The organism is Vibrio sp. CDRSL-10 TSBA (genome assembly GCA_039696685.1).
Classification (GTDB): domain Bacteria; phylum Pseudomonadota; class Gammaproteobacteria; order Enterobacterales; family Vibrionaceae; genus Vibrio.
Map to the genome: position 1 here is coordinate 232587 of CP155565.1, position 25960 is coordinate 258546.

28 protein-coding genes and 2 pseudogenes are annotated in these 25960 nt (G+C 50.2%); 22 read left to right on the plus strand and 8 right to left on the minus strand.

The genetic code is table 11. The annotated features are described in order from the left end of the window. Nucleotides 1-488: 488 nt before the first annotated feature. A complete protein-coding gene (locus tag ABDK09_01130) occupies nucleotides 489-743 on the plus strand; it encodes a hypothetical protein (protein ID XAW88057.1) in 255 nt (84 codons plus the stop codon). 160 nt (nucleotides 744-903) lie between these two features. On the opposite strand, the gene ABDK09_01135 is transcribed toward ABDK09_01130, so the two are convergent. Then, on the minus strand, nucleotides 904-1632 hold the full coding sequence (locus tag ABDK09_01135; GenBank protein ID XAW88058.1) for a helix-turn-helix transcriptional regulator: 729 nt from the start codon (nucleotides 1630-1632) through the stop codon (nucleotides 904-906). A gap of 283 nt (nucleotides 1633-1915) precedes the next feature. On the opposite strand from ABDK09_01135, the gene ABDK09_01140 reads away from it, so the two are divergent. After that, complete coding sequence (locus ABDK09_01140) at nucleotides 1916-2842, plus strand: 2-dehydropantoate 2-reductase (GenBank protein ID XAW88059.1); 927 nt, start codon at nucleotides 1916-1918, stop codon at nucleotides 2840-2842. A gap of 48 nt (nucleotides 2843-2890) precedes the next feature. On the opposite strand, the gene ABDK09_01145 is transcribed toward ABDK09_01140, so the two are convergent. Next, nucleotides 2891-3832 (minus strand): sugar-binding transcriptional regulator, encoded by a 942-nt coding sequence (locus ABDK09_01145; protein ID XAW88060.1) that lies wholly within the window; start codon nucleotides 3830-3832, stop codon nucleotides 2891-2893. Nucleotides 3833-4055: 223 nt separating this feature from the next. Between ABDK09_01145 and dalD the strand changes: the two genes are divergently transcribed. From dalD to hxpB, 5 genes and pseudogenes are all read left to right on the plus strand, one after another. Then, nucleotides 4056-5423 carry a D-arabinitol 4-dehydrogenase gene (gene dalD, locus ABDK09_01150; GenBank protein XAW88061.1) on the plus strand — a complete coding sequence of 456 codons (1368 nt, stop codon included), beginning with the start codon at nucleotides 4056-4058 and terminating at the stop codon, nucleotides 5421-5423. Between the two features lie 9 nt (nucleotides 5424-5432). After that, a pseudogene (gene xylB / locus ABDK09_01155) lies at nucleotides 5433-6894 on the plus strand (xylulokinase). A gap of 104 nt (nucleotides 6895-6998) precedes the next feature. Then, nucleotides 6999-7670, plus strand: coding sequence for an MFS transporter (locus ABDK09_01160; GenBank protein XAW88062.1), 672 nt, complete (start codon nucleotides 6999-7001; stop codon nucleotides 7668-7670). Then, nucleotides 7585-8274, plus strand: a complete 690-nt coding sequence (locus ABDK09_01165) for an MFS transporter (GenBank protein XAW88063.1) — start codon at nucleotides 7585-7587, stop codon at nucleotides 8272-8274. The genes ABDK09_01160 and ABDK09_01165 overlap by 86 nt, the downstream gene beginning before the upstream one ends. A gap of 70 nt (nucleotides 8275-8344) precedes the next feature. Beyond that, nucleotides 8345-8986 (plus strand): hexitol phosphatase HxpB, encoded by a 642-nt coding sequence (gene hxpB, locus ABDK09_01170; GenBank protein ID XAW88064.1) that lies wholly within the window; start codon nucleotides 8345-8347, stop codon nucleotides 8984-8986. 53 nt (nucleotides 8987-9039) lie between these two features. Here hxpB and ABDK09_01175 read toward each other — a convergent pair whose 3' ends face one another. Then, the gene (locus tag ABDK09_01175) at nucleotides 9040-9948 is read right to left on the minus strand and encodes a LysR substrate-binding domain-containing protein (GenBank protein ID XAW88065.1); all 909 of its coding nucleotides are present in this window, start codon (nucleotides 9946-9948) and stop codon (nucleotides 9040-9042) included. Nucleotides 9949-10063: 115 nt separating this feature from the next. Here ABDK09_01175 and ABDK09_01180 point away from each other — a divergent pair, with 115 nt between their 5' ends. The 14 genes and pseudogenes from ABDK09_01180 (at nucleotide 10064) to gnd (ending at nucleotide 22185) form a co-directional block, all read left to right on the plus strand. Beyond that, the gene (locus ABDK09_01180; GenBank protein ID XAW88066.1) at nucleotides 10064-10675 is read left to right on the plus strand and encodes a CocE/NonD family hydrolase; all 612 of its coding nucleotides are present in this window, start codon (nucleotides 10064-10066) and stop codon (nucleotides 10673-10675) included. After that, the gene (locus tag ABDK09_01185; protein XAW88067.1) at nucleotides 10665-12056 is read left to right on the plus strand and encodes a CocE/NonD family hydrolase; all 1392 of its coding nucleotides are present in this window, start codon (nucleotides 10665-10667) and stop codon (nucleotides 12054-12056) included. Before ABDK09_01180 ends, ABDK09_01185 begins: the two co-directional genes overlap by 11 nt. 21 nt (nucleotides 12057-12077) lie before the next feature. Next, the gene (locus tag ABDK09_01190; protein ID XAW88068.1) at nucleotides 12078-12455 is read left to right on the plus strand and encodes a BCCT family transporter; all 378 of its coding nucleotides are present in this window, start codon (nucleotides 12078-12080) and stop codon (nucleotides 12453-12455) included. Beyond that, nucleotides 12415-13671: a BCCT family transporter gene (locus tag ABDK09_01195; protein ID XAW88069.1), complete on the plus strand. Its 1257-nt coding sequence runs from the start codon at nucleotides 12415-12417 to the stop codon at nucleotides 13669-13671. The genes ABDK09_01190 and ABDK09_01195 overlap by 41 nt, the downstream gene beginning before the upstream one ends. Nucleotides 13672-14045: 374 nt before the next feature. Then, on the plus strand, nucleotides 14046-15071 hold the full coding sequence (locus ABDK09_01200; protein XAW88070.1) for a LacI family DNA-binding transcriptional regulator: 1026 nt from the start codon (nucleotides 14046-14048) through the stop codon (nucleotides 15069-15071). Nucleotides 15072-15333: 262 nt separating this feature from the next. Next, the gene (locus tag ABDK09_01205; protein XAW88071.1) at nucleotides 15334-16329 is read left to right on the plus strand and encodes a TRAP transporter substrate-binding protein; all 996 of its coding nucleotides are present in this window, start codon (nucleotides 15334-15336) and stop codon (nucleotides 16327-16329) included. A 58-nt stretch (nucleotides 16330-16387) separates the two neighbouring features. After that, the gene (locus tag ABDK09_01210; protein ID XAW88072.1) at nucleotides 16388-16753 is read left to right on the plus strand and encodes a TRAP transporter small permease subunit; all 366 of its coding nucleotides are present in this window, start codon (nucleotides 16388-16390) and stop codon (nucleotides 16751-16753) included. Further along, nucleotides 16746-16892 (plus strand): hypothetical protein, encoded by a 147-nt coding sequence (locus ABDK09_01215; GenBank protein ID XAW88073.1) that lies wholly within the window; start codon nucleotides 16746-16748, stop codon nucleotides 16890-16892. The genes ABDK09_01210 and ABDK09_01215 overlap by 8 nt, the downstream gene beginning before the upstream one ends. Further along, entirely contained in the window at nucleotides 16877-18136 is a 1260-nt protein-coding gene (locus tag ABDK09_01220; protein ID XAW88074.1) for a TRAP transporter large permease, read from the plus strand. The genes ABDK09_01215 and ABDK09_01220 overlap by 16 nt, the downstream gene beginning before the upstream one ends. A 162-nt stretch (nucleotides 18137-18298) precedes the next feature. Beyond that, nucleotides 18299-18664 (plus strand): PfkB family carbohydrate kinase, encoded by a 366-nt coding sequence (locus ABDK09_01225; protein ID XAW88075.1) that lies wholly within the window; start codon nucleotides 18299-18301, stop codon nucleotides 18662-18664. After that, on the plus strand, nucleotides 18603-19259 hold the full coding sequence (locus ABDK09_01230) for a sugar kinase (GenBank protein ID XAW88076.1): 657 nt from the start codon (nucleotides 18603-18605) through the stop codon (nucleotides 19257-19259). Before ABDK09_01225 ends, ABDK09_01230 begins: the two co-directional genes overlap by 62 nt. A 2-nt stretch (nucleotides 19260-19261) precedes the next feature. Continuing rightward, nucleotides 19262-20260 carry an NAD(P)-dependent oxidoreductase gene (locus ABDK09_01235; protein XAW88077.1) on the plus strand — a complete coding sequence of 333 codons (999 nt, stop codon included), beginning with the start codon at nucleotides 19262-19264 and terminating at the stop codon, nucleotides 20258-20260. Then, nucleotides 20260-20733 (plus strand): YhcH/YjgK/YiaL family protein, encoded by a 474-nt coding sequence (locus tag ABDK09_01240; protein ID XAW88078.1) that lies wholly within the window; start codon nucleotides 20260-20262, stop codon nucleotides 20731-20733. The genes ABDK09_01235 and ABDK09_01240 overlap by 1 nt, the downstream gene beginning before the upstream one ends. Before the next feature lie 2 nt (nucleotides 20734-20735). Further along, nucleotides 20736-22185, plus strand: a pseudogene (gnd, locus tag ABDK09_01245) (decarboxylating NADP(+)-dependent phosphogluconate dehydrogenase). A gap of 59 nt (nucleotides 22186-22244) precedes the next feature. Here the strand turns inward: gnd and idi are convergent. From idi to ABDK09_01270, 5 genes are all read right to left on the minus strand, one after another. After that, nucleotides 22245-22796 carry an isopentenyl-diphosphate Delta-isomerase gene (idi, locus tag ABDK09_01250; GenBank protein ID XAW88079.1) on the minus strand — a complete coding sequence of 184 codons (552 nt, stop codon included), beginning with the start codon at nucleotides 22794-22796 and terminating at the stop codon, nucleotides 22245-22247. Between the two features lie 171 nt (nucleotides 22797-22967). Continuing rightward, on the minus strand, nucleotides 22968-23204 hold the full coding sequence (locus ABDK09_01255) for a non-oxidative hydroxyarylic acid decarboxylases subunit D (protein XAW88080.1): 237 nt from the start codon (nucleotides 23202-23204) through the stop codon (nucleotides 22968-22970). Beyond that, nucleotides 23204-24415: a non-oxidative hydroxyarylic acid decarboxylases subunit C gene (locus ABDK09_01260; protein ID XAW88081.1), complete on the minus strand. Its 1212-nt coding sequence runs from the start codon at nucleotides 24413-24415 to the stop codon at nucleotides 23204-23206. Before ABDK09_01260 ends, ABDK09_01255 begins: the two co-directional genes overlap by 1 nt. Further along, nucleotides 24387-24644: a hypothetical protein gene (locus tag ABDK09_01265; GenBank protein XAW88082.1), complete on the minus strand. Its 258-nt coding sequence runs from the start codon at nucleotides 24642-24644 to the stop codon at nucleotides 24387-24389. Before ABDK09_01265 ends, ABDK09_01260 begins: the two co-directional genes overlap by 29 nt. 22 nt (nucleotides 24645-24666) lie before the next feature. After that, on the minus strand, nucleotides 24667-25248 hold the full coding sequence (locus ABDK09_01270; protein XAW88083.1) for a non-oxidative hydroxyarylic acid decarboxylases subunit B: 582 nt from the start codon (nucleotides 25246-25248) through the stop codon (nucleotides 24667-24669). A 203-nt stretch (nucleotides 25249-25451) separates the two neighbouring features. On the opposite strand from ABDK09_01270, the gene ABDK09_01275 reads away from it, so the two are divergent. Further along, nucleotides 25452-25889 carry a MarR family transcriptional regulator gene (locus ABDK09_01275; protein XAW88084.1) on the plus strand — a complete coding sequence of 146 codons (438 nt, stop codon included), beginning with the start codon at nucleotides 25452-25454 and terminating at the stop codon, nucleotides 25887-25889. Nucleotides 25890-25960: the final 71 nt, after the last annotated feature.

Below are 25960 nucleotides of genomic sequence, written 5' to 3' on the forward strand. Positions count from 1 at the left end.
GCCTGTAACACCTTGGTTTAATGCTTAATTAAGCGGTCAAGGCAATTTGCTCTGACCGCTTTCTTCTCTCCTCCGACTGGCATTGGTTTCAGTACTTCAGTGACAGCTTGTCAATCCGTCGCTCAGGCAGTGGGCGTTACACTCAGCGTACGTCGCTAAACTTAACGTTAAGCCTCAGGCAGTTTGTTACCCAAGGCGGGCAACAGATTACCTGAACCGGGTAGATAGTTGCTCAATATCCACTTTCCAGAATTAAACTAAAATATATTTCAATTGGATATAGTGATTCTCTTCATGGAACAGAGCTTGCCTGTATGCGCTGTCGTTTGGATTCCTGGTCGACCGACTATGGTGCCACGATACGTCATGGCGATAAATCAAACAGAATGATTAAGAGAATACAGTATGAATATGTTAGTAAGAGTGTTAGTAGGTTTCGGCGGAATTTCATCAGTGCTGATGGGGCTGTTTTTTTGGGTGGCGGCCAGATGTTCGAAGGCGCGTTTGCTTCGGAAGGGGTCGATATCGGTTTCTCTATTTTCTCTACGATAGCCATTGCTGCTTTACTCGTGGGTGCATTGGGATGTTGGGGAGCATTTGGTGACAATAAACTGGCTGCGTGTATTTTTTGTGTGCTAAGTCTGCCCGGCTGGTATGTGGGCACGATTTATGGCGTGATTTGTTTAGGTTTGATATTTATGTCTAAACAGCAAACTGCAGAGCAGGACGCGACTGCGGCTTAAGCACAGTTACGTTTAATCACAGGTACGTTTAATCACAGTCACCTTATAATATCGTAGATAGATAACGCTAATTTTTCAGATAAGTGCTTGTCGCGGCTATTTAGTAAAGATGCATAGAGCGACCAGCGCTTATTTTGATAACGCTATGTTTTATAAAACGTTATTGACGACCAGCATGTTGAGTTTTTTCGACTCTTTCAGTTCTTCTTTGGTCAGGCGCAGCTGTTTCTTTTAGTTCATCGGAATAGGGGCGACTGTTAAGTGTGACCAGACACTTGAACGCACAGGGCCGCATATCCGCCGAGGAGATCCCGCACAACAGGCCGAAAGTGCTGTTGCGCAGCTCTAACGGGTTAAAGATATAGAGAAGGCATTCCTCTAGCGTATTGTACTGATTAATAAATGAAAAACGGATCAGGCGATCACTATAAGTGACGTTGCCTATGTAATAAATTTCACTGCTTTTTCCGTCCGGCGTTACAACGCTGATGGTCAGAGTAGCGGTCTGCTGGCTGCCTTTCTTCTCCGGCAATATATCAATCACCCCGTCTTTCATCCGGTTGTAGCGTCCATCGTAAAAATAGAAAAACAACCGCGCAGCACTGTGAAAGGTTTGAACGCCAGACGTCGGCAGCGATGGCTCAAAACTAGGGCTGACGCGATAATCAATCAGCTGGGTTGGAGTGACTTTGAGTGCTTCGGCAATGGTAAACAGGGTCACCATATCAATAGAGATCTCGCCGGTTTCGTATTTTGATACCGTGGCGCGGCTTTTAAATATAAGGTCGGCCAACTGCTGAATCGTGAGCCCAAGGTTTTTACGATGGGTGCGGATTCTGGCACCGATATGGCGGTTGATTGCCGCATGATCTGTGGGAGCTCGGTTCATGATATTCAGTTCCTTTAATCAATGACCGGATGAAATGTTCGTATAACGGTGCATTTCAGTGATTGTGCTGATGAATGGCTTCATTGTTTAGCAAAACTAGCAAATAATCGGCGTTTTTTCTATTTAAAAGAGAATTTTCAAAAATTTTGTTTCGTTAAATGAAACTTATGCGGTTTGTTGCGGCGGAATGCGTACCGATATACTCAGCATCAACCGACCAGGCAGCAAAAGGATATTTCCGTGCTGGCCACGGGCATAGGTTTAACATTACAGGAAGCAAAATATGAAAATAGCGGTGATCGGCGCCGGCGCCATGGGGTGTCTGTATGGTGCGTATTTAAGTAAGCAGCACCAGGTCTTTATGATCGACGCGCTGGAGTCCCAAGTCACGGCGATTCAGCAGTCTGGTATTACGATAGAAGAACAAAACGGTGAAAAAGTGAATTTTCCCCGCGTACAGGCTTATTTATCCGGTCAATGTGACGTCGCGATGGACCTGGTCATTGTCTTTGTTAAATCGACTTATACTCAGGTCGCACTGGAGCAGAACCAAAATCTGTTTCAAGATTCTACCCTGGTGATGACGCTGCAAAATGGCGCCGGTAATGATCGCATGATTCAGCAGTACGTTAAGCCGGAAAATATCATTATTGGTACCAGCAAGCATAATGCGGTCAATCTGGGCCTTGGCCAAATCAAACATCCGGCCTCTGGGGTCACCACCATCGGCAGTAATCATAATGCGGATAAGCAGGTTGCACTGGCGCAAGGCGCTTTACTTGAAGCGTCATTTGCGGTCGAAGCGACGGATGATATTCAGCGTATTATCTGGAGCAAGCTGCTGGTGAACTTATCGGTCAATACGTTTACCGCCATTACCCAAACTCCAATCGGTTACATGATCAAAAACGAACATGCCTGGGACTTTGCCAAGCGTTTGATTTATGAGGCGATTGAAGTTGCCGAAGCCGACGGAACCTATTTTGACCGTCGTGAAGCACTGAATATGGTCAAAAGTGTTTGCGAAACCGCAGGCGATGGTTATTCCTCCATGTATCAGGACCGCAAAAACCAGGTCAAAATGGAAATTGATGCCATCAACGGCGCGATTGTCGAACAAGCGAAACGCTATGGTGTGCCAACGCCTTACAATACCCTGATTGTCGATTTGATCCATGCGATGGAAGGTGCATACGGGTTATATGACTGATTTTATTAGGGGAAGTGTACGCAAAGCCTCGCTTCCCCTAACAGTACGTTACTGAGTCAGTAACCAGCGCGCGGTTGTCTCATCAGTGACCAGACCGTTGATCCAGCCGCCACGCAGCGCGGCCAGAATGGCAGGGCGTTTGTCTTCTCCGCAGGCTGAGCCGATTTTCGGACAACGGCTGCTGCGCATATCATAACTGGTAATGAAGCGGTTAATTGTACAGTTCACCACTTCGCCGTCCTGGTTGATGAAGCGGCCCAGAATTTCACCCACAGCACCTTGTTCGTTGAGCTCCTGCGCTTTATCTGCGCTGATAAAGCCGTCTTTGATGATCGGGCTGGCTTTACTCAGCGAACCGATACCAATAAACATCACGTTTGCGTTATCGGCCACTGCAGATACGTCGGTAAACAGGCGGGTTGTGGTCCAGATACTATGTTCCTTATCCGAAGTGGCGTAACGCGGCGCCGGCAACTGATAGTAGTTTGCCTGCACTTTGCTGGCCAGAATCAAAGGTACATCATCGTAGTAGTTACATTGTCCATCCACACCCATTGCACTGATCAGAGCAACACATTTGCTGCTCGGCGCGTCGAAATTAATTCGTTTGATCGCTTTCTTGAGTGTTAAACCCGAACCGATGCCGATGATCTGCTCCGGTTGATCCTTAATGTATTTCGACATCAACTGAAAGCAGCCGAACGAAACATTGTCCAGCGTTTCATCCGGGCTGGTGGTCGGCACTATACTGCACTCGACTAACTGATACTTTGCTTTCAGCAGCTCAGCATAATCGAGACAGGTCGCAATCGGGTGATGCAGCCCGACCGACACAATGCCTTCTTCTTTTGCCGCTGCAATAAGACGCTGCACCACGGGCCGTGACAGTCCAAGTTCAGACGCGATTTCACTCTGATTACGACCGGATACGTAGTACATCCAGGCTGCACGTACCATTTGATCGGTTTTGAAATTGTCATCTTTTGCCACGATTTTTGCCTCTTATCTCGGTTTTATTGCTCTGAAAACACTGTGTTATCTGTGCTGCCCAGCTATCTTCGCCTGTTCTTGTATTGAGTGCAAATCAAATCATTCACCCACAAATGAACAAAAAACCAATAAATGGTCTTTTGTTCATTTGTGATCTATGGCTCTTTATTTGATTATATGATCAATTAGAGTGGCCCCATCAAACAAGAACGAGGAAATAACAATGGAAAACCAATACACGTGGCTACATATCGGTCTGGGATCGTTTCACCGTGCGCATCAGGCCTGGTACCTGAATCAGTTGTTGGAGCAGGGGGATCAGTGTTGGCACATTGCTGCCGGCAATATCCGTAATGACGCCGAAGCGACGGTTTCGACTCTGCATCATCAGCAAGGAGAGTACGTGCTGGAAACGGTTACTCCGGCTGGTGAGCGTCATTACGAGGTGATCAAGTCGATTCAGACTCTGCTGCCGTGGCAGGAAGATCTTGAGCCTTTAATTGAAGAAGGTGCTAAAGCCGCGACAAAAGTGATTGCCTTTACTGTGACGGAAGGTGGCTACTACCTGAAAACAGACCACCGTCTGGATGTTGATAATGCGGGTCTGAAAGCTGATTTGAACGGCGCACATCAAACCATTTATGGCACCATCACCAAGATTCTTGAACGCCGTATGCAAACGCAGGCCGGTGCAGTGACGTTACTCAACTGCGATAACGTGCGTCACAACGGTGAACGTTTCCGCGATGGTCTGGAGGAATTTCTGACGCTGACCGGCAAAACCGAACTACTAAACTGGCTGCAACACCACACCACAAGTCCGAATACCATGGTCGATCGCATTACACCGCGCCCGGCCGCTGATTTACCAGCCCGAATTAAAGCGGCGACCGGCATAGAAGATAATGCACCTGTGATGGGTGAGCGCTTTATCCAGTGGGTGATTGAAGATGATTTTAAGGCTGGCCGTCCGGAGCTTGAAAAGGTTGGCGTCGAGATGGTCGATTCGGTTATTCCGTATGAAGAAGCCAAAATTCGTATTCTTAATTCGTCACACAGCTGCATCGCCTGGGCAGGCACGCTGGCGGGTCAGTCTTATATCCACGAGAGTACGCTGACTGATTACATCCGTCAGATTGCTTATGACTATGTTACCCAGGATGTGATTCCGTGCCTGGGCGATAACGGTATCGATTTAGCCACCTATCGTGATGTGGTATTGGAACGCTTTACCAACCCGCACATTCAGGATACAAACCAGCGCGTTGCCGCGGATGGCTTTTCTAAGATTCCTGCCATGATCACCCCGACCATGCTTGAGTGCTATCAGCGCGGCGTTGCGCCATCGGCCACGGCCGTGTTGCCGGCGCTGTTCTTTGTCTACATGCAGCAGTGGCACCTTGGCAAACTGCCATACGAGTACCAGGACGGCATTCTGGATGCCGACGCCGTACATGCCATGTTTGCATCGTCAGACCCGATTGCTGAGTTTGCCCATGATTCGGCCCTGTTTGGTGAACTGGCGCAGCGCGCCGAGTTTGAAAGCCTGCTGCGCGAGAAAATCAGCGCGGTCTACGCGATGATTCAGTAAGGAGTGGCTATGTACTTAGGTATTGATCTGGGCACCTCCGAAGTTAAAGCACTGGTCATTGATGAACGGGGTGAAACAGTGGCAGCACACAGCGCGCCGCTGACCATTCAAAGGCCTTATCCTCATTGGTCTGAGCAGGATCCGCAAGCCTGGTGGGAGGCGACAAATTATCTGATTGATGCGCTGCGGGAAAAATGTGCTGAGCACTGGGGCGCAATCAAGGCGATTGGTCTGTCGGGCCAGATGCATGGTGCGGTGTTGCTTGATGAAAGCGACAGCGTGATCCGTCCGGCCATTTTGTGGAATGACACCCGCTGTTATGCCGAGTGTCAGGAACTGGAAGAGGTAGCGCCGCAACTGCACCAGATAGCGGGTAACCTGGCGATGCCCGGTTTTACCGCACCAAAGCTGCTTTGGGTGCGTAAACACGAGCCGCAGCACTTTGCACGCATCGCCACGGTACTGCTGCCTAAAGACTATCTGCGTCTGCAAATGACCGGTCGTAAAATTTCTGATATGTCGGATTCGGCTGGCACGCTGTGGCTGGATGTCGCCAAACGCGACTGGTCAGATTTACTGCTCGACAAGTGTCAGCTCAGTCGGAGCCAGATGCCTTTGCTGGTTGAAGGCTGTGAAGTGTCAGCGACCTTGTCGGCGGAAATTGCCGAACGCTGGGGGCTGAGTCCTTCGGTGTGTGTGGCCGGCGGCGGCGGTGATAATGCGGTCAGCGCTATCGGCGTGGGCGCAGTGGAAACCGGTGATGCCTTTATTTCCCTTGGCACCTCGGGCGTCCTGTTTGTGGTCAACGATCAGTATCGTCCGGCGCCCGAAGCCGCGGTACATGCATTTTGCCATGTCCTGCCACAGCGCTGGCATCAGATGAGCGTGATGCTGAGTGCCGCCAGTTGCCTGCAATGGTTGTGTCGTATCGTCGGCGTGACAGAAGTGGAGTTGTTACAGGAAGTGGAACAGCTCACTGAAGAGGAAAAAGCCGGCGCGCCGCTGTTTTTACCCTACCTGTCCGGTGAGAGAACACCGCACAACGACCCGGATGCCAAGGGTATGTTCCATGGAATGACTCACTCCACCCGCCGGGCGACTCTCGGTTATGCGGTGCTGGAAGGGGTCAGCTTCGGCCTGGCTGATGGTCTGCGGGTGCTGAGTGACAGCGGCACACACATTGAGCAGTGTTCACTGGTCGGTGGCGGGGCGCGCAGTTTCTTACTGGGCGCAGTTACTGGCGGATACTCTGCAGCTTTCCATTGTGACCCACAAAGGAGGGGAGACCGGCGGTGCACTGGGTGCGGCAAGGCTGGCCTGCCTGGCGATGGATAAACCGCTGCTGGAAGTGTGTAAAAAACCGGAAGTCTACCGCGTCTACCAGCCGGATAGCTCACGTCAGGCGATGCTGGAATCGCGTTATCAGCGTTTTCGCGCTCTGTATCAAAACGACCTTAACCTGCGGCAGTAATCGGCTGCTCAAACCTGAATCAATATAAACACAATAACAATCAACTGTGCCCCGACGCGAAAGCAGGGGCACTCGATTCCTTTTACCCTACAAATGAGGAATATATGGACACTACAAGCAAACAGTGGCTGGGATTGCCACTCAACTTAGTCTGGGGTTACATCGCTATTGCCATCTTCATGACCGGCGACGGTTTTGAACTGGCATTTCTATCTCACTACATTACCGAACTGGGTTTTTCACCGGCGCAATCCTCTTTTGCGTTTACCCTGTATGGCTTTGCCGCTGCGATGGCGGCGTGGATTTCCGGCGTAGTCGCGGAAATCATCACTCCGCAGAAAACCATGAAAATCGGCTTCCTGATGTGGTGTGTTTTCCACGCCCTGTTTCTGACCTTTGGTCTGGGTGAGTCCAACTATGCGATGATCCTGCTGTTTTATGGTATCCGCGGTTTTGCTTATCCGCTGTTCCTCTACTCATTCATTGTGGTGATTGTGCACAATGTGCGCAGTGACGGTGTGAGCTCGGCTCTGGGCTGGTTCTGGACGGTGTATTCGATCGGTATCGGTGTCGCGGGCAGTTACATTCCAAGCTTTACCATTCCCTGGATTGGCGAGTTAGGCACCTTATGGTTATCGCTGGCGTTTCTGTGCCACCGGTGGTGTGCTTGCGATGGTGACCTTGAGAAACGTGAAAACGCCGACTCACATGCACAATCTGACCAACAAGCAGAAGCTGAAAGAACTGAGCCGCGCGGCGACCTTACTGTACAGTAACCGCAACGTGCTTTACTCGAGTTTTGTCCGTATTACCAATACCTTATCTCTGTTTGGTTTTGCGGTGATCATGCCGATGATGTTTGTCGATGATTTAGGTTTTACGACCTCTGAGTGGCTGCAGGTGTGGGCGGTGTTCTTCTTTACCACCATTTTCTCCAATGTACTGTGGGGCATTCTGGGCGAAAAACTGGGCTGGATGAAAGTGGTGCGCTGGTTTGGCTGCGTCGGTATGGCGCTGTCGAGTCTGTCTTTCTACTATATTCCCCAGCACTTTGGCCACAATTTCTACATGGCGCTGATCCCGGCGATTGCACTGGGGATTTTTGTTGCGGCGTTTGTACCGATGGCCGCGGTGTTCCCGGCACTGGAGCCGAATCATAAAGGTGCGGCGATTTCGGTCTATAACTTGTCGGCGGGCCTGTCTAACTTCGTTGCTCCTGCGATTGCAGTGGTGCTGTTGCCTTACTTCAGTACCCTGGGTGTGGTGATCGCTTATACCACGCTCTATGTGGTCGCGTTTTTTGTGACTTATTTGATCGAAGTTGAACAACCTGGCTTTGAAACACCAATTGTTGACTCAGGTAATGTCACTGTGACTTAAAAATGTTTTAAGGTATGGCAATAGCTTTTATTGCCATACCGGTTTTTTTCTTTTGAGGTAAGTATTTAGTATGAATAAACAAGCGGTAATTTTTGATATGGACGGTGTGATTATTGACTCCGAACCTTTATGGCAAACGGCGCAGATTGAATCGCTGGCGCTGTTTGGAGTCACCATCAGTCGTGAGGACTGCGAGCGACTGACCATGGGTAAACGCATCGACGATATTGCCAGAACCTGGTGCGATACACATTCGCTTGCGGTTGCGGCGACTGAGCTGGAAACCATGATCCTGACCCGCTTGTGTGATGCTATCAGCCGGCAGGGTGAGGCGATGAAAGGGGTATACCGCGCGTTAGAAACCTTTATCGCCCGGGAGCTGAAAATTGCCCTGGCGACGTCGTCCAATCATGTAGTGATCAAAGCTGTGTTTGACCGTTTAGGTTTATGGGAAAAATTCAGCGTTATTTGCAGTGCGGAAGATGAGGTGAATGGTAAACCCCATCCCGATGTCTATCTCTCAGCAGCGAAAGCACTCGGCGTCGATGTCAGCCAGTGTCTGGTTATCGAAGACAGCTTCACCGGCCTGACCGCTGCCAAACGTGCCGAAATGACCACTTATCTGGTCTCTCCTGAACACCACAATGAAAAATTTGCCATCGCCGACGCCAGATTCAGCGATCTGGACGCGGTAGTGGATTCACTGAGCTGATCGCTCACTTTGATGACAGTCTAATCAGGCGTTAACAGTTTGCCAATCGGGCATCAGTTATGCGCCTGTTCTTCTCCAACCACCCAACTGATAAAGGTTTGCGCGGCCGGATTTGAACACTGTTCTGAGATAGTCAGAAAATAGGCTTTATCCGGAAAGTCGAGAGTATCGGTGATTGCCACGAGTTGGCCGCTATCAAGCAAATCACGAACCTGCCAGTCCCAGGCGAGTGCGATACCTGCATCATTGATGGCTGCCTGAATCACGGCGACCTGATCGTCAACCATCAGTGCACTGGCCGGGACTTGATACTCCAGCCCCATTTTGTCACTCCACGACTGCCATCCTTCCCAGGAGGGCAGTTCGTCTTTCAGCATGATTAGCGGTTGATCAAACAGTGTGCGGAGATCAATTTTCCCACCTCGTTTGTGCAGGAAAGACGGGCTGCATACCAGCAGAATCCGTTCATGAAACACCAGATAATTGGTGCGGTTTATGGTATCAACTTGCGAATAAAAGAAAGCTACATCGTAGTTTTCATTGGTGCCGACATAACGCTCATTATTCACCGCCAGATTAATCAGCACATCCGGATGAGCCTGACGAAATTGATCGAGGCGTGGCAGCAGCCAGAAATGCAGAAAGCACGATCCGACTTCAATATTCAGTGCCGGAGCACTGGTTTCTTCATTAAGTAACTGAGTTTCGTCTGCCAGCATGGTCAGTGCAGTGGTTACTTTGTCAAGATAACGCCGCCCCTCTGCGGTTAATTCCACCCCTTGTTTTGAGCGGATAAATAGTTCGGTTTTTAGGAAGGTTTCCAAATTTTTCAGCTGTTTGCTTACTGCTGTTGGCGTAATGCATAACTCATTCGCTGCCTTCGTCAGGCTACCCAGTCGGGCTGCTGCTTCAAACATGATAAGGCTGTTGGTCGGCGGAATTAACTTACGGTTTATAGCCAAGGGGTCTACCTGTGTGAACTTTTAGTTCAAGATATCTTAACTAAATAGCGGTTTACTGACAACGAGGAGTCCGTAGGATAAAAATCACAATGTTGTAACAAACTAGGGAAAATTGATGAACAAAGTTCAAGAAATCCATCACGATTGGCTCACGTTACCTGACGGAACCCGCTTAGCTTATCGAGCCTGGCTGCCCGACGATGCGACTTTAAAGCCTGTTCCGGCGATTTTGGAATTTTTGCCCTATCGCAAGAATGACGGCACTGTGGTTCGTGATGAAATCACTATGTCTCAAACCGCTGCACATGGCTACGCCTGCATCCGGGTTGATTTGCGTGGTTGCGGTGAATCGGAAGGCTTGTTCGATGATGAGTATTCGGCTCAGGAATTGCAGGACGGCTGTGATGTGATTGCCTGGATTGCGGCTCAGGAGTGGTGTGACGGAAATGTCGGCATGGTGGGTATCTCATGGGGTGGTTTCAACTCACTGCAAGTGGCAGCGCTGAATCCGCCGGCGCTGAAAGCGATTATTACCCAGTGTTCGACCGACGACCGTTTCCGTGACGACATTCATTTTCTCGGCGGATGTCTGTTGAACGATAATATGGACTGGGCAGCCTTTTTCTGGGCTTACGCGCAGGCTCGTTTCTCCGGATCCGCGCCATGTCGGCGACAACTGGCGTCAGATATGGCTCGAGCGGCTGGAGAATATGCCGATGCTGGCTAAGCCTTGGATCGGCCAGCAAACTCGTAATGATTACTGGAAACACGGTTCGGTGTGTGAAGACTATTCCTCAATCAAGATCCCTGTCTATGCGATTGGTGGCTGGGCCGATAATTATCGCAATACGGTTTTTTCTTTACTGAGTAATCTGTCTGGTCCGAAAAAAGGCCTGATCGGGCCCTGGGCTCATAAATATCCGAATATTGCCTATCCGAATCCTAAGATGGATTACGTCTCTGAATCGGTACGCTGGTGGGACCGCTGGTTGAAAGGCCTTGAAAATGGTATCGATCAGGAGCCGGAGCTGAATTATTACCTTCAGGACAGTGTGCGGCCTCAAAGTGATTATGACTTTCGTCCTGGTAAGTGGGTGAGCGAACCGACCTGGCCGTCACCGAATACCGTCTATCAGACCTATTACCTCGCTGAACATGGATTGAGTGAGCAGGCGCAAAGCGGGCCGAAGTTGAGTATTCGTTCACCCCAGACTGTAGGCCTTGATGGTGGTCGTTTGTGTGTTGGTATTCGTCTTGATATGGAACAGCCTGCCGATCAGCGTCTGGACGATGCTGGTTCGCTGGTATTTGACAGTGAGGTGCTCACACAAGATATGCCGATTGCGGGCCAGGTTAAGGCCAGCCTTGCGCTCACCAGTAATACCGAGAATGGCCACGTGGTGGTGCGGGTGTGCGATGTTCACCCTGGCGGGGAAGTGACCCGGGTAACCCATGGTATTCTCAATCTTTCGCATCGTAACAGTCATGAATTTCCGCAGCCTTTGGTGCCGGGTGAAGAGTACCAGGTTGAGGTACCTCTTTATCATATGGCTTATGTGGTGCCTAAGGGGCACAAATTACGCATCTCAGTTTCGACCACTTACTGGCCGCTGACCTGGCCATCGGCGGAAGATATGACACTGAATCTGCGTCCTGAAGCTTGTTCGGTTACTCTGCCGTTGAATCGTACTCCGACGTTCAGCGAGCGGGTACCGGCTTATTCTACACCGGCCTCTTTTGACGGAGAACAGCGCCGCCCAACTGAGAGTCAGCGCGTGGTACGCCGCGATTACAAAACAGGAGTGACTACATTGGAAACCTTTGATGACTTTGGTTGCCAGTATTTCGACTCGTCACAAAGTGAAATTGATTTCGATATTCATCAGTTGTTGTCCGTTCATCCAGAAGATCCCCTCAGTGCGAAAAATGACTTACGCCTGCGGGTCGACATGGGGCGAGATGGTTGGCGCACCGGAATTGAGGCGCACTATGTCATGACTTGTGATGCGAATAATTTCTACATAAAGGCGCAATGGACAGCCAAACATGAGGATGAAGTGGTATTCGAGAAATCATTTGACGAGACGATTGAACGTTATTTCATGTAACGGATATTCAAGGATGAAACTATGTTAAAAAATATTCGACCATTGGTCTTTTTTCCGACGTTTTTAATATTGGTCAGTGCCTTGGTGCTTAGCCTGGTGGATCTGGAACGCTTTACCAAGGTCACCGCGGCGTTAAACAGCCAAGTGCTGGAAAACTTCTCCTGGCTGTTCAGCTTAGGCAGTTTTTATCTGCTGGTTCTGGTGGTGATTACTTATTTTTCTAAGCTGGGGAATATCCGTATTGGTGGTGACAACAGTACACCGAAAATCACTAAGCCACGCTGGTTTATGATCGTACTGTGTACCACGCTGGCTGTCGGGGTATTGTTCTGGACCACCGCCGAAACCGATCTATCACTTGCATGCGCCACCGGAGAGTCTGGGAATTGCAGCAGGTAGTGCCGATGCCACTTTGTTTGCCTTTTCTGCGATGTTTTTACACTGGGGCCCGACACCATACGCAATTTATTGTGTTCCGGCGCTGATTTTCGCTTTGGCGTTTTATAATCTCAAATTGCCGTTTTCGATATCCAGTTCACTACGTCCGATTTTCGGCCGCTATCTTACTCCGCGAGTGGCGGATGTTATCGATGCACTGGCATTGTATTCACTGGTAGTTGGGATGGCGTCATCATTGGGGACGGGAGCACTGACTTTACTGGGAGGCGTCAGTCAGTTTGTCGACATTGACCGTAATGCGTTTACGTTGGGGATCTTTATTACGCTGATCGTAGTAACCTTTGTTTTTTCTGCTGCCAGTGGGCTGAATAAAGGTATTGCTCGCCTGTCGAAGACCAATTTCTGGATGTTGATTGCCCTGTTTGTCTTTGTGCTGGTGGTTGGTCCGACTGTGTTTATGTTGTCACTTGGTGTAGAGGGGCTCGGCGCCTATCTGCAGAACTTTTTCCGTCTCAGTTTGTTTACCGGCCAGGCGGCTAACGACCCTTGGCCGCAATGGTGGAGTGTATTCTACTGGGCAGTCTGGTTTGCCTGGGCTCCGATCACAGCGATGTTTCTGGGTAAGATAGCCCGCGGTTACACAGTAAAAGAGTTCATTCAGATAAACCTAATTTTCCCTAGTTTGTTCGTTTTGCTGTGGATATCAGTTTTTTCCGGGATCGCGGTCTACCTCGATACTGAGGGCAACGGCGCTTTATATGAGGTGCTGAATAACGGCGGAGTAGAGCAGTTGCTATATCACATTATGGGTGAATTGCCGCTAAGTGGCATCACTTCGTTCTTCCTGATTCTGGTGGCGTTTATCTCCTACGTTACAGCAGCCGATTCCAGTACAGATGCGATTGGTGACTTGTGTACCAAAGACTTTCACTCTGATTCTGATGAAGGTACCTCACTGCCGATTAAGATTATGTGGGGCACCTTAATAGGATTGGTGGCCTGGATAATGGTCAGCACGGTCGGGATTAATGGTGTTAAGCAGCTGTCTAATCTGGGCGGCTTGCCGGCAACCCTGATTATTCTGGCTTGTAGTCTGACGCTGGTGCGCTGGCTGCGCAATCCAGAGCTACTAAGCGTGCCGCAGGCATTACCTGTGAGAGAAGACGGCAAAATGTCACAATCGGGACAGGGCCTGCAGCCTGTTGAGGCAAAATGATACCGCTAGCTGGTTAAAGGGCAGTAATAAAAAGTCCTCCCAATCGGAGGACTTGTATTTTGTGCCGGTCCGCATCTGCTGGGAGCTGGTCAGGAGTGACTTGGTTTTTGCGCTGTTATGATGGGCTTCATCGCTATTTTTAGAGGTTGGTCACTGTTTTAACGTAAGTTATACGGTGATTTGCCCGTCAGGTGACTGGTAAAAGCGGGCAAATACGTAGTAGATTCTGCAACCATGGATCATCTAAAGTCTTAGCCTGGATCTGATTTGCCTTTTAATTCATATGCATTAAGTCGTTCGTATCAATTAAAAGTGCATGTAACTCAGCCAGACATGTGGAACAGAGCGAATGCAGTGCTGAGCGGACAAGACGTATGAATTCAAAATTAAAAAAACAGCCTAAGACATTTGCCACCATTTCGGATGTTGCCAAATACGCCGAAGTAGGTAAAACCAGTGTGTCGCGCTATCTTAACGGTGAGCAGGATAAACTGTCGGAACCACTGCGCGAAAAAATTGCTCAGGCGATCGCCCATCTTGGCTATCGTCCCAGTCATTCCGCCCGCATGCTCAAAGCCGGCCATTCTAAACTGATAGGTTTACTGCTGGCCGATGTCACCAACCCGTATTCGATTGATGTCCTGCAGGGCATTGAGCATGTTTGCCGGCGGGAGGGATATATGCTGATGGTGTGCAATACCGATAATCGCCTTGATCAGCAGGAGCGTTATCTGGAGATGCTGGAAGATCACCGCGTGGATGGCATCATCGTCAATACGCTGGGGATGGAAAGCGGCCACCTTGGCATGCTGAGCCGTATTGACTGCCCGTTTGTGCTGGTGGACCGTATTGATCCGACTCTGAGTGTGGATTCGGTCGGACTGGATAACGTTCGCGCGGCCGAATTGGCCTGTCAGCATTTGGTCGAGAAATGTTACGAGTCGCTGTTAGTGATCACCCAACCATTGACCATCGCCACTCGCCGCGAAAGGGTTGAAGCACTGCAGACCTTTGTCAGCCAACATGCCGGAATGAGCTGTGAAGTGGTTGAAATGGCTGACATGAGTGATGACAAACTGACAAACCCCATCCGTGATTTCATCGCCAGTAATCGCGGGATGAAAAAAGCGCTGTTTTGCACCAATGGCGTGGCGACCATGTGTACGGCTAAGGCATTAAAACAGCTTGATATGCATCTGGGGGCTCAAGTTGGATTACTCAGTATTGATGATCCCGACTGGGCACAATTAGTCGGCGGGGGAATTACCGCGATGCGCCAGCCGACCCGCCAAATCGGTGAAACGGCGTGTGAACGCCTGATTGCACGCATTCGCGGCAGCGAACAACCACCTCAGCAAATACGCTTGCCTGCGGAGTTGATTGTCCGGGCCTCAACCTGATTACAAGCCTGTTGCAATCTGATGTAACAGGCGATAGCCCTGATTTTTAAAAGCCTGCGCGCATTTTTAATACCAGCCTTTTACTCTTTTGAGTACCTCTTTACGATTGTGTTACTGCAATCTCAAAAAATAACAACCTGCATCATATTGGTGACGTTTTGATCACAATTCCTCATTTTGGTGCTGTGTCTGGAACCGATTCCAGACTATGTTATTCAGCGTAACGTGAACATAACAACAACGCTTTTAACTGGAGCTAATTATGAAAAAGTACCTTGCGCTGCTAGTAGCCACCGCCCTGTTTGGTTGTGGTGAATCGAATGATACGGCTGGCAGCGGTGCGCTGCATCTGGTGGCCGCTCACAACCAGACCAACGTCGCCAGTCCTTACCAGGCTGGTATGCTTAAGCTGAAAGAAGTGGCTGATCAATCGGGCCTTTTTGATGTGGAAGTCCATGCGGGCACCATAGGAACCAACGAGAGTGAACTGGTTGAGAAACTGGTTCTGGGTGGCGCTGATTTGGTGCTGGTTTCGCCGGGTTTCATGACCTCTTCTGGCATTGATGAAGTCGATCTTTTCTCATTACTTTACCTTTTTGACGACTACAGCCATTGGGAAAAAGTGGTCGATGGCGACGTGGGCAAAAAAGTGGCCGATATCATTTACACCAAATCTGGTGAGAAGTACCGCGTTGCAGGTTACTGGACCGCTGGCGTGCGTCACTGGTATGGCAAACGACCAATCAACACCATCGAAGATGCTAAAGGGCTGAAGATTCGTACTCAGACCTCAGGTGTGGTTTCGCAATACTGGAAAGACATTGGTGCGATTCCTACTTCGGTTGCGTGGGCTGAACTGTATCAGGCACTGTCGAGCAACGTGGTTGATGGCGCAGAAAACGCTTATCCATACTTTATTCCGATGGAACACCATAAAACATCGAACGGTAAGTATGTGTCGGAAACTGGCCATGATTACACCACGCGTCTGCTGCTGGTACGCAACAGCGTTTGGGAAAACTTTAATGACGAACAGCGTGCAGCATTTGATAACGCGGTAAAAGCGGCGACAGCTGCTGAGCGAAAAGCGCTTTATGAGCAAGAATCTGAATTTAAACAGAAAGCGATTGATGATGGCGCGATTGTGAACTCGGTTGAACGCGGTCCGTTTATTGAAAAAGCGGTAGCGATTCAGGATGAGTGGGCAGCCAAGCATGGCATGACCGATGTGATTGAGACCATCCGTCAGGCACGTTAAGGCTCGATTAACAGGCTTTAGTCTTGCTCTTTGAGCAATGAGAGAAAGGACGAATAGTATGAAATATCTGACTTTACTCATGGCCAAACTTCAGCTGACTATCGGTGCGGTATGCCTGGTGATCTTTGTGGTAGCGACTCTGGTTCAGGTCGCTACCCGTTATCTGGGTATCTCGGTTCTGTGGACAGAAGAAGTGGCGGTCAACGCCTTTATTTGGGCAATGTTTCTCGGTGCGGCCGTGATGGTCCGGGAAAACGAACACTTTAGTTTTCGCATCCTGACCGACAAGTTTGAGGGTAACAAACGCTCCTGCCTGGTGCTGGTACAGAACCTGATTATGTTGGTGTTTCTGTATCCTCTGCTCTGTTTACAGTGTGGAAATTACCCAGACATTCTGGAATTCGCGTTGGATTACCGTGCCTGAATTTAAACAGGGCTATATCTGGCTGGTTATGCCGGTCACCTTTATCAGTTCCAGTGTCTATCTGGTCGATAACATGATCAAAGAAGTGGGGAAGTTAAGAAACGCTTCTAAGAAGGGGGTTGTATGGAACTCGCGTTAATTACAGTGCTGTTTATCGGCTTAATCATCATCGGGGTTCCGATTGCCTTTTCGATTGGTATTTCTGCTCTGACCGGCATTGCCACTATGTCTGGCACGCCAAATACCATGATTCCGATGAAAATGTTTTACGGCCTTAATTCGTACGTACTTTTGGCGGTGCCATTGTTCGTACTGACTGCTAACATCATGAATAGTGGTAGTATTTCCCGCCGTCTGATTGATTTCTCTATCGCTCTCGCCGGACGTCGTCCGGGTGGGCTTGGTCACGCTAACGTGATTGTGTCGATGCTGTTTGCCGGGGTAAGTGGCTCTTCAACAGCCGATACTGCAGGTGTCGGTAAGATCTTAATTCCGAACATGATTGATAAAGGTTACAGCCGCGAAATGTCGGTTGGGGTAACGGCGGCTTCGTCGACGATCGGCAGTATTATCCCGCCTAGTATCACCATGGTTATCTATGGCGGCCTGACCAATACATCGGTCGGACAACTGTTTATCGGCGGTATGTTGCCGGGTATCTTGATTGGTTTCGGGATGATGTTTGTGATTGGTATCATTGCCCGTCGCGACAACCTGCCAATTATGGAAAAGATTACCCGCGCTGAATTTATTGCGCTGGCTAAAGATGCTTTGCCTGCCATGATCACACCGCTGATCATTATCGGTGGTATCGTATTTGGTGTGTTTACACCAACCGAAGCGGCGGCTTTCTCGGCCATCTATGCTTACGCCATTAGTGCTTACTACTACAAAACCATCACCTGGCGCGATATGCCAAAAGTGTTTGTGGAAACGTTGAAGCTGAGCTGTCTGTCGTTATTTGCTCTTGCGGCGGCATCTGCACTGGGTGAATTCCTGGGCTACTACAAAATCAACGTGATTGTCGCGGATTTCTTTAACAGCCTGGGCGGTAATCAATATCTGTTCCTGTTTATCATCATTGCGTTCTTCCTGTTTATCGGCACCTTTATGGATGCGATTCCGGCTATGGTGCTGTTTGTACCAGTGATTTATCCGGTTGCGCTGTCGATGGGGGTGGATCCGGTACAGCTGGGCGTGGTTATCATTATTACTCTGTCGGTCGGTCTGATTACTCCGCCATACGGGTTATGCCTGCTGATATCGAGTGTGATCGGCGGATTGTCTCTCGATCAATCGTTTAAGGCGGTGATGCCTTATATCGGTGTGATTCTGGCTGTTCTGCTGGCGGTGATCTTTATGCCATTCGTGTTATTGGTGTGAGCCTTGGATATGGGTGACAGTGCAAATGAGCCAAGCGTCGTTTGCCGTCACCAGCATTTTTTTAGTTAAAATATGGAATCGGTTCCATTGTTTGCAGCTCATTACCAATGGTGATGTTCAAAAGCTGGCGTGTGACAAGCGATGGAATTGGGGGAGTACGCAATGAATACAGTACCAAGCAAGTCTTTTGTGACGCTGGGTGAAGCGATGGCGATGATGGTCGCCAACCAAACCGGCCCGCTGGCTAAAGTAGAGACATTTAACCGCCATCTGGCCGGTGCTGAACTGAATGTCGCGATTGGCATGGCCCGGCTTGGTTTTGACTCTCGTTACGTAACGAAAGTCGGCCGTGACTGCTGGGGCGAGTTCATCACTCAGGCACTGGCTGAGGAAGGAGTCAATACCGGTTGGATCTCGACCAGCGATGATCACTCGACCGGAATGGTTTTTAAAAGCCTGCAGAACGATGGCAGTGACCCTGCGGTGGAATACTTTCGCCGCCGTTTCTGCGGCCAGCACGTTGAGTGAAGATGATTTGCAGCCTGAGCTAATCAGTGACAACAGCCATTTGCACCTGACTGGAGTGGCGGCTGCGGTATCTCCGTCGTTGCTGGCATTATCCCGCTATGCATTGCAGCAAGCCAAAGCGGCCGGCGCATCGACATCATTTGATACCAATCTGCGTCCGACGTTGTGGTCGGATGAACAGACCATGCGCGACACCATCAATGAGCTGGCTAGTGGTTGCGATGTGGTGTTGCCGGGAATTAATGAAGGCAAAATTCTGACCGGTAGTAATGATCCGGAGGCAATTGCTGATTTCTATTTAGCGCGTGGGGTGCAGTTGGTGGTGGTTAAACTCGGCAGTGACGGTGCCTACTTTAAACATGCCGGTGTAGAGTCGGGCACAGTGCAGGGTGTTGCGGTCGACAAGGTCGTCGATACGGTCGGTGCCGGTGACAGTTTTGCGGTTGGCGTGGTGTCAGCGCTGCTGGATGGCCGCACACTTGAACAGGCAGTAAAAAGAGGCAACTGGTTTGGCGCTCTGGCCGTTCAGGTGCGGGGTGACAGTGAAGGGCTGCCAAGTCGCGCTCAATTAAATCAATTTGAACAAAGGGCTTAACGATGAAAAAGAAAGTTATCTTGTACAAAAGCATTCCTGAGCAGTACCAGCGTCAACTGGAGCAGCACTTTGACCTGCAGGTTTTTGATGGTGTCGATGAAAGTAATTTCAGTGCGTTTAAAGCTGCGCTTACTGATGCCGAAGGCGCGATTGGTGCCAGTGTAGAGATGCCGCCGGAACTATTGCAATCGGCGCCGAAACTACAAGCGTTGTCGACGATTTCTGTGGGTACCGATCAATTTGACCTCGATTATCTGGCCAAGCGTGGCATTCCACTGATGCATACACCAAGTGTGCTGACCGAAACCACCGCCGATACCGTGTTTATGCAGATCATGTGCGCCGCCCGTCGTGCGGTTGAGCTATCCAATATGGTGCGGGAAGGGAAGTGGACCAAAAGCATTGGCGAGGAGTTTTACGGCGTCGATGTACACGGTAAAACGCTCGGTATTATTGGCATGGGACGCATTGGTTACGCCGTGGCCCGCCGCGCCCATCTGGGTTTCAATATGAATATTCAGTATTGCAACCGCAGCGCGCATCAGGAAGCCGAACAGGTATTGAATGCCACCCGGACCGAGATGGACACCTTGCTCAAAACGTCCGATTTTGTCTGCGTTATGGTACCGCTCACCGCAGAGACCGAACGTTTGATCGGTAAAGAGCAGTTTGCACTGATGAAACCCAGTGCGATTTTTGTCAACGGCTCACGCGGTAAAGTGATCGATGAATCAGCGCTTATTGAGGCGTTAAGTCAGGGCCAGATTCGGGCTGCAGGTCTGGATGTGTTCGAAGTCGAACCGTTACCGGGTGATTCACCGTTGTGCAAACTCGATAACGCGGTGATCTTTCCGCACATTGGCTCGGCAACCGGAGAAACCCGCGAACAAATGGTGGCCTGTGCGGTCGACAATATTATTGCTGCTTTACAGGGCGATATTGCGCGTAACTGCGCCAATCGTCACTTATTGAACGGTGCGGAAACCGAGAGGAGCGCGTGATGTTTACTGGTCGCTGGGATAACCTGCAACGTTATCCGTATATCAAAAACAACCTCAAACATATTGTCCAGCAAGCGCTCAAGGTCATCGAAGAGCAGACGAAACCGGGCAATATTGTGCTGCAGCCTGATGATGTGTGGATTGAAATGAAACACGTCAACACCGATCCGGCAGACGGTCGTATGTTTGAGATCCACAAGCAGTTTATCGATGTGCATGTGCTGCTTGAAGGCGAAGAATATATGGGATTTGCCCACGATGAGCTGGTGGTGGAAGACTTATCGCTGGTGGAGCACGACGTCTATTTTGGCAGTAGCCGTGAAGGTCGCTATTTTCTGATGAAGCCGGGCGAGCTGGCGGTGTTCTTCCCGGGGGAAGTGCACAAGCCACAGTGTCATCTTGGCGATGAGTCAGTCAGCTTACGCAAGGCAGTGATCAAAATCAGACAATCCATCTTACAACAGGAGCAGTAATGATGAAGGCGGATATCGGAGTTATCGGCCTGGCAGTAATGGGCCAGAAACCTTATCCTGAACATGAATGACCACGGCTTTAAAGTGGTAGCACATAACCGTACTGCGGCGAAAGTCGACGAATTCCTGGAAGGCCCGGCGAAAGGCACTAACATTGTGGGTGCTTACACCCTGCAAGAGCTGGTCGACAAACTGGAAGCGCCACGTAAAGTGATGCTGATGGTTCGCGCGGGCGCCGTGGTTGATGCTTTCATCGACCAACTGGTTCCTCTGCTGGACAAAGGCGACATCATCATCGATGGCGGTAACACCAACTACCCTGACACCAACCGTCGCGTTGCGGCACTGCGTGAAAAAGGCATCCACTTCATCGGTACGGGTGTATCGGGTGGTGAAGAAGGCGCTCGTTTCGGACCGTCTATCATGCCTGGCGGCGCACCGGAAGCATGGGAAGCGGTTAAGCCTATCTTCCAGGGCATCTCTGCCAAAACTGACGCAGGTGAGCCTTGCTGTGACTGGGTCGGCAACGACGGTGCCGGCCACTTCGTGAAAATGGTGCACAACGGCATCGAATACGGTGACATGCAGCTGATCACTGAAGCATACCAGTTCATGAAAGACGGTCTGGGCATGTCTGCAGACGAGATGCAGGCTGTGTTTACTGACTGGAACAAAACTGAGCTGAACAGCTACCTGGTTGAGATCACTGCTGACATCCTGGGCTACAAAGACGAAGACGGCGAAGCTCTGGTTGAGAAAATCCTGGATACCGCGGGCCAGAAAGGCACCGGTAAATGGACTGGTATCAACGCACTGGACCTGGGCATTCCACTGACTCTGATCTCTGAGTCTGTGTTCTCTCGTTGTCTGTCTGCACTGAAAGACCAACGTGTTGAAGCCGAGAAACTGTTCGGCAAAACCATCACGCCGGTGGAAGGCGACAAGCAAGAGTGGGTTGATGCACTGCGTCAGGCTCTGCTGGCTTCAAAAATCATCTCTTACGCACAAGGCTTTATGCTGATGCGTGAAGCGTCAAACGAAAACGGCTGGGATCTGAACTACGGTAACGTGGCTCTGATGTGGCGCGGTGGTTGTATCATCCGCTCTGCGTTCCTGGGCAACATCCGTGACGCATACGAGAACAACGCGCAGCTGGCGTTCCTGGGCTCAGATGAGTACTTCAAAAACATCCTGACCAGCAGCTTGGCAGCATGGCGTAAAGTGGCAGCGAAATCGCTGGAAGCAGGCATCCCAATGCCATGTACCACGTCAGCGCTGACGTTCCTGGACGGCTACACCACCGCACGTCTGCCAGCGAACCTGCTGCAGGCGCAACGTGACTACTTCGGTGCGCACACTTACGAGCGTACTGACCGTGCACGCGGTGAGTTCTTCCACACAAACTGGACCGGTACCGGTGGTGACACAGCGTCAACCACATACGACGTATAACGCCAAATCGATGGGTTTGGTGATAGGTAAAAACAGCCCGCAAAGCGGGCTGTTTGCGTTCAGGACATTAAACCTTGTTTGATGTGAGCCACCAGCTCACGATGACTGAGCTGCTCGCACATCCAGGGGCTGAATGCAAAAGGCGCCGTTTGCACACTGTGCAGCAGATCGTCAAAGTCTATCCAGGCATAATCCGCCACTTCACTGGCTCTGGGCGCCAGCTCTGAGCTCAGACGAGCCTGAAATACCGGGCAAAACTCATTTTCGACCACGCCACTGTTATCCCGTGCACAGTACTGGAACTCTTCACATACACAACGGATGTCGGAGACTTTGGCTCCAAGCTCATACTCGGCGCGGCGATGGACTGCATCACTGAACACTTCTTGCGGGAGCGGATGACCGCAAAATGAATTGGTCCAGACGCCGGGCCAGGCCACTTTATCCAGTGAACGGCGAGTCAGCAGAACCTGACCCTGATCATTAAACAGATAGCAGGAAAACGCCAGATGCAGCGGCGTGTTTTCATCGTGGATGCCGGCTTTGTCGGCAGTGCCAATGGGTTGATAATTACTGTCAAGTAACACAACCTGCTCAGTCGTTGATGTCATAAGACCTCACTTTACCCATCATTTGTGTGACAGGCGAATACGATTGGAAATACAGGCAAAAGAGTCGTTAGATAAAGGGTAGTCAGATAAGCCCGGAATGCCGAATTGAAAATGCCAGCCTGTGCAGACTGGCGTAAAGGACAGTTAGGATAATCGCTCTTAATTACCGAATCAACGCTCAGATTCCGGTAACAGAGGCGGAATCGATGGCACCATAGGCGCATTATCAATATCAGCCTGAGTCATTTTAAACTCTTCCGGGTATTGATCCCGATCGGTACGACGTGCCGGCTCGGTGGAACGCCAGGTATACAGGCAATGCTGGCACTGGAACACTTCCCAAACATCAGGTACCGGTGATTTTGCAAGTATTTCAACGTGGTCTTCACCACAGCGAGGACAGATCACTATTTATTCTCCTGTTTCTGTTGTGCCAGCATTTCGGTCAGTTTATTGACCCACTCTTTGGTTTCAGGCAAATCTTTCACCGGCTGGCTGTAGTGGCCACGAGTATCCGGCGCGACAGGGGTCGTCGCATCGATGATCATTTTATCGGTGATACCGGCAGGTGATGAGCCAGGGTCCAGCTCCAGCACTGACATGTTTGGCAGCTGAACCAGGTCGCCGGCCGGGTTCACTTTGGAGGACATCGCCCACATCACTTGTTGCAGATCGAACGGATCCACATCTTCATCAACCATGATCACCATTTTCACGTAGCCCAGACCATGTGGCGTGGTCATCGCACGCAGACCGACCGCACGAGCGAAGCCGCCATAGCGTTTCTTGGTTGAGATAATCGCCAGCAGGCCGTGGGTGTACATGGCATTCACAGCTTGCACTTCAGGGAATTCGGCTTTGAGCTGCTTGTACAAAGGTACACAGGTTGCCGGCCCCATCAGGTAGTCGATTTCTGTCCATGGCATACCCAGGTACAGCGACTCGAAGATTGGCTTAGTGCGGTACGACACTTTATCGATACGTACGACCGTCATATTACGACCGCCGGAGTAGTGACCGGTAAATTCTCCAAACGGGCCTTCAATTTCACGAACACGACTTTCAATCACACCTTCCAGCACCACTTCTGAGCCCCAGGGCACATCAAAGCCGGTCAGCGGTGCGGTCGCAATCGGATAAGGCTTCTCACGCAGTGCGCCAGCCATTTCATATTCGGACTGATCGTATTGCAGCGGCGTTGCCCCCATCAGAGTGATCATCGGGTCGTTACCCAGGGTGATGGCTACGGGTAGATCCTGACCGCGCTCTTCCGCTTTATTAAGGTGAATCGCGATATCGTGCATTGGCACAGGTTGCAGGCCAAGTTTACGCTTGCCTTTCACTTCCATACGGTAGATACCGACATTCTGCTTACCGAAATTATCCGGGTCAGTCGGATCGCGGGAAACGGTACAGGCTTTATCCAGGTAAAAACCACCGTCGCCATCGTTGAGGCGGAACAGCGGCAGGATATCAAACAGGTTGATCTCATCACCGTCTACCGTGTTTTCTGCCCATGGCGGGTTGTCACGACGTTCTGGTGCGACCGGATACTTATCCCAGCGGCGCACGAATTCAGCGATCTGTTCACTAACCGGTGTTTTCGGTGGCAAATTCATCGAAATAGCGTGGTTTCTGCCAGGAGCCGATGGTATTCATCGCGACGCGGGCATCGGTAAAGCCTTCGATATTATCGAACCACAATGCCGGGGCGCCTTCACCGATACGGCCAGTGGCATTCGCTGCTGCGGCGATGTCCGGTTCGGCTTTCACCTGCTCAGAAATTCTGAGCAGTTGTCCATGTTGTTCTAATGATTGCAGAAAACTGCGTAAATCATCGTATGCCATAGTCTTTCTCCTTCGAGGTGTATTAGTCTAAATTTTGTGCGTGTGCGATGCCTTCCCAGCGTTTGGCCTGGGGATAATCGAGATCAAACTGGTCGAGCACACGGGTGACGATATGATGTTGCACATCTTCAATACTTTTCGGATGGTTGTACCAGGCAGGCATTGGCGGCACTAAAGAGACCCCTTTTTGTGCCAGAGCCAGCATGTTTTCCAGATGAATTGTGCTAAGCGGGGTTTCACGTGGCACCAGCACCAGTTTGCGGTTCTCTTTGATCACCACATCGGCCGCTCGGCCAACCAGGCCCTCGGAGTAACCGGCGCGAATACCGGCCAGGGTTTTCATACTGCAAGGAATAATGATCATGCCGTCGGTCTTAAATGATCCAGATGAAATCTTCGCTGCTTGGTCTGATGAACTGTAGGTGACGTCAGCTAACGCACTGATATCGCGGGCCGTGTATGCGGTTTCCAACTCGATCGTGGCCTTGGCCCAACGTGACATCACTAAGTGAGTTTCTACGTCCGGTATTTGTTGCAAGGCTTGTAAAAGTGTTACAGCTAAAGGAGCGCCAGTCGCGCCGGTGATTCCAACGATCAGTTTCATAATTTGTCTCTCAAATCTTTTGTTCGTGTACGAACGATATGGTTAATCTATGCCTTTGCGAGATGGAATGCAATAGCAGATCAATAAAAAGTTCGTGAACGAACTTAATGTTTTGCTATGTTGCTGAAATTGGTAAAAAAATAGTTTTTCGATAAGTTATGGTATACTTCGACGGTGATAACTGATTAAGAATTGAGAAGTTTATGCAATCCGAACTAGGCCATATCGCCTTTCACATGATGCGAAAATTGATGCAAGAACACACGGCGAGTTGGCAGCAGGCAGTCCCGGGGTTGACCAAACCGCAATACGCGGTGATGTTTGCTGTTGCAGAAAAGCCAGGTGTTGAACAGTCTGAACTGATGGGGCCATCGGTATCGACTAAGGCGACTCTGGCTGAAATTCTGGCGCGTCTTGAAAAGCGTGATCTCATCTATCGCAAGCAGGGAGAAAGCGATAAAAGACGCCGTTTTGTCTATTTGACGGAAGAGGGCATGGCGGTATTCGAGCAGGCAAAAGCAAGTGCAAGCCAAGTCGACGAGCACTTTCTGTCACGCATATCGGCAGAAGACCAACAAGAGTTTATCCGTCTGATGAAATGCATGACGGAGCAAAGCTCACCACTTAAATCGAATCAATAAAGTCATTCAGTAGTTCTTCAACCAGAGACTGGATAACGCGAATATGTTCTCTACCAGCGTTATCGATATGA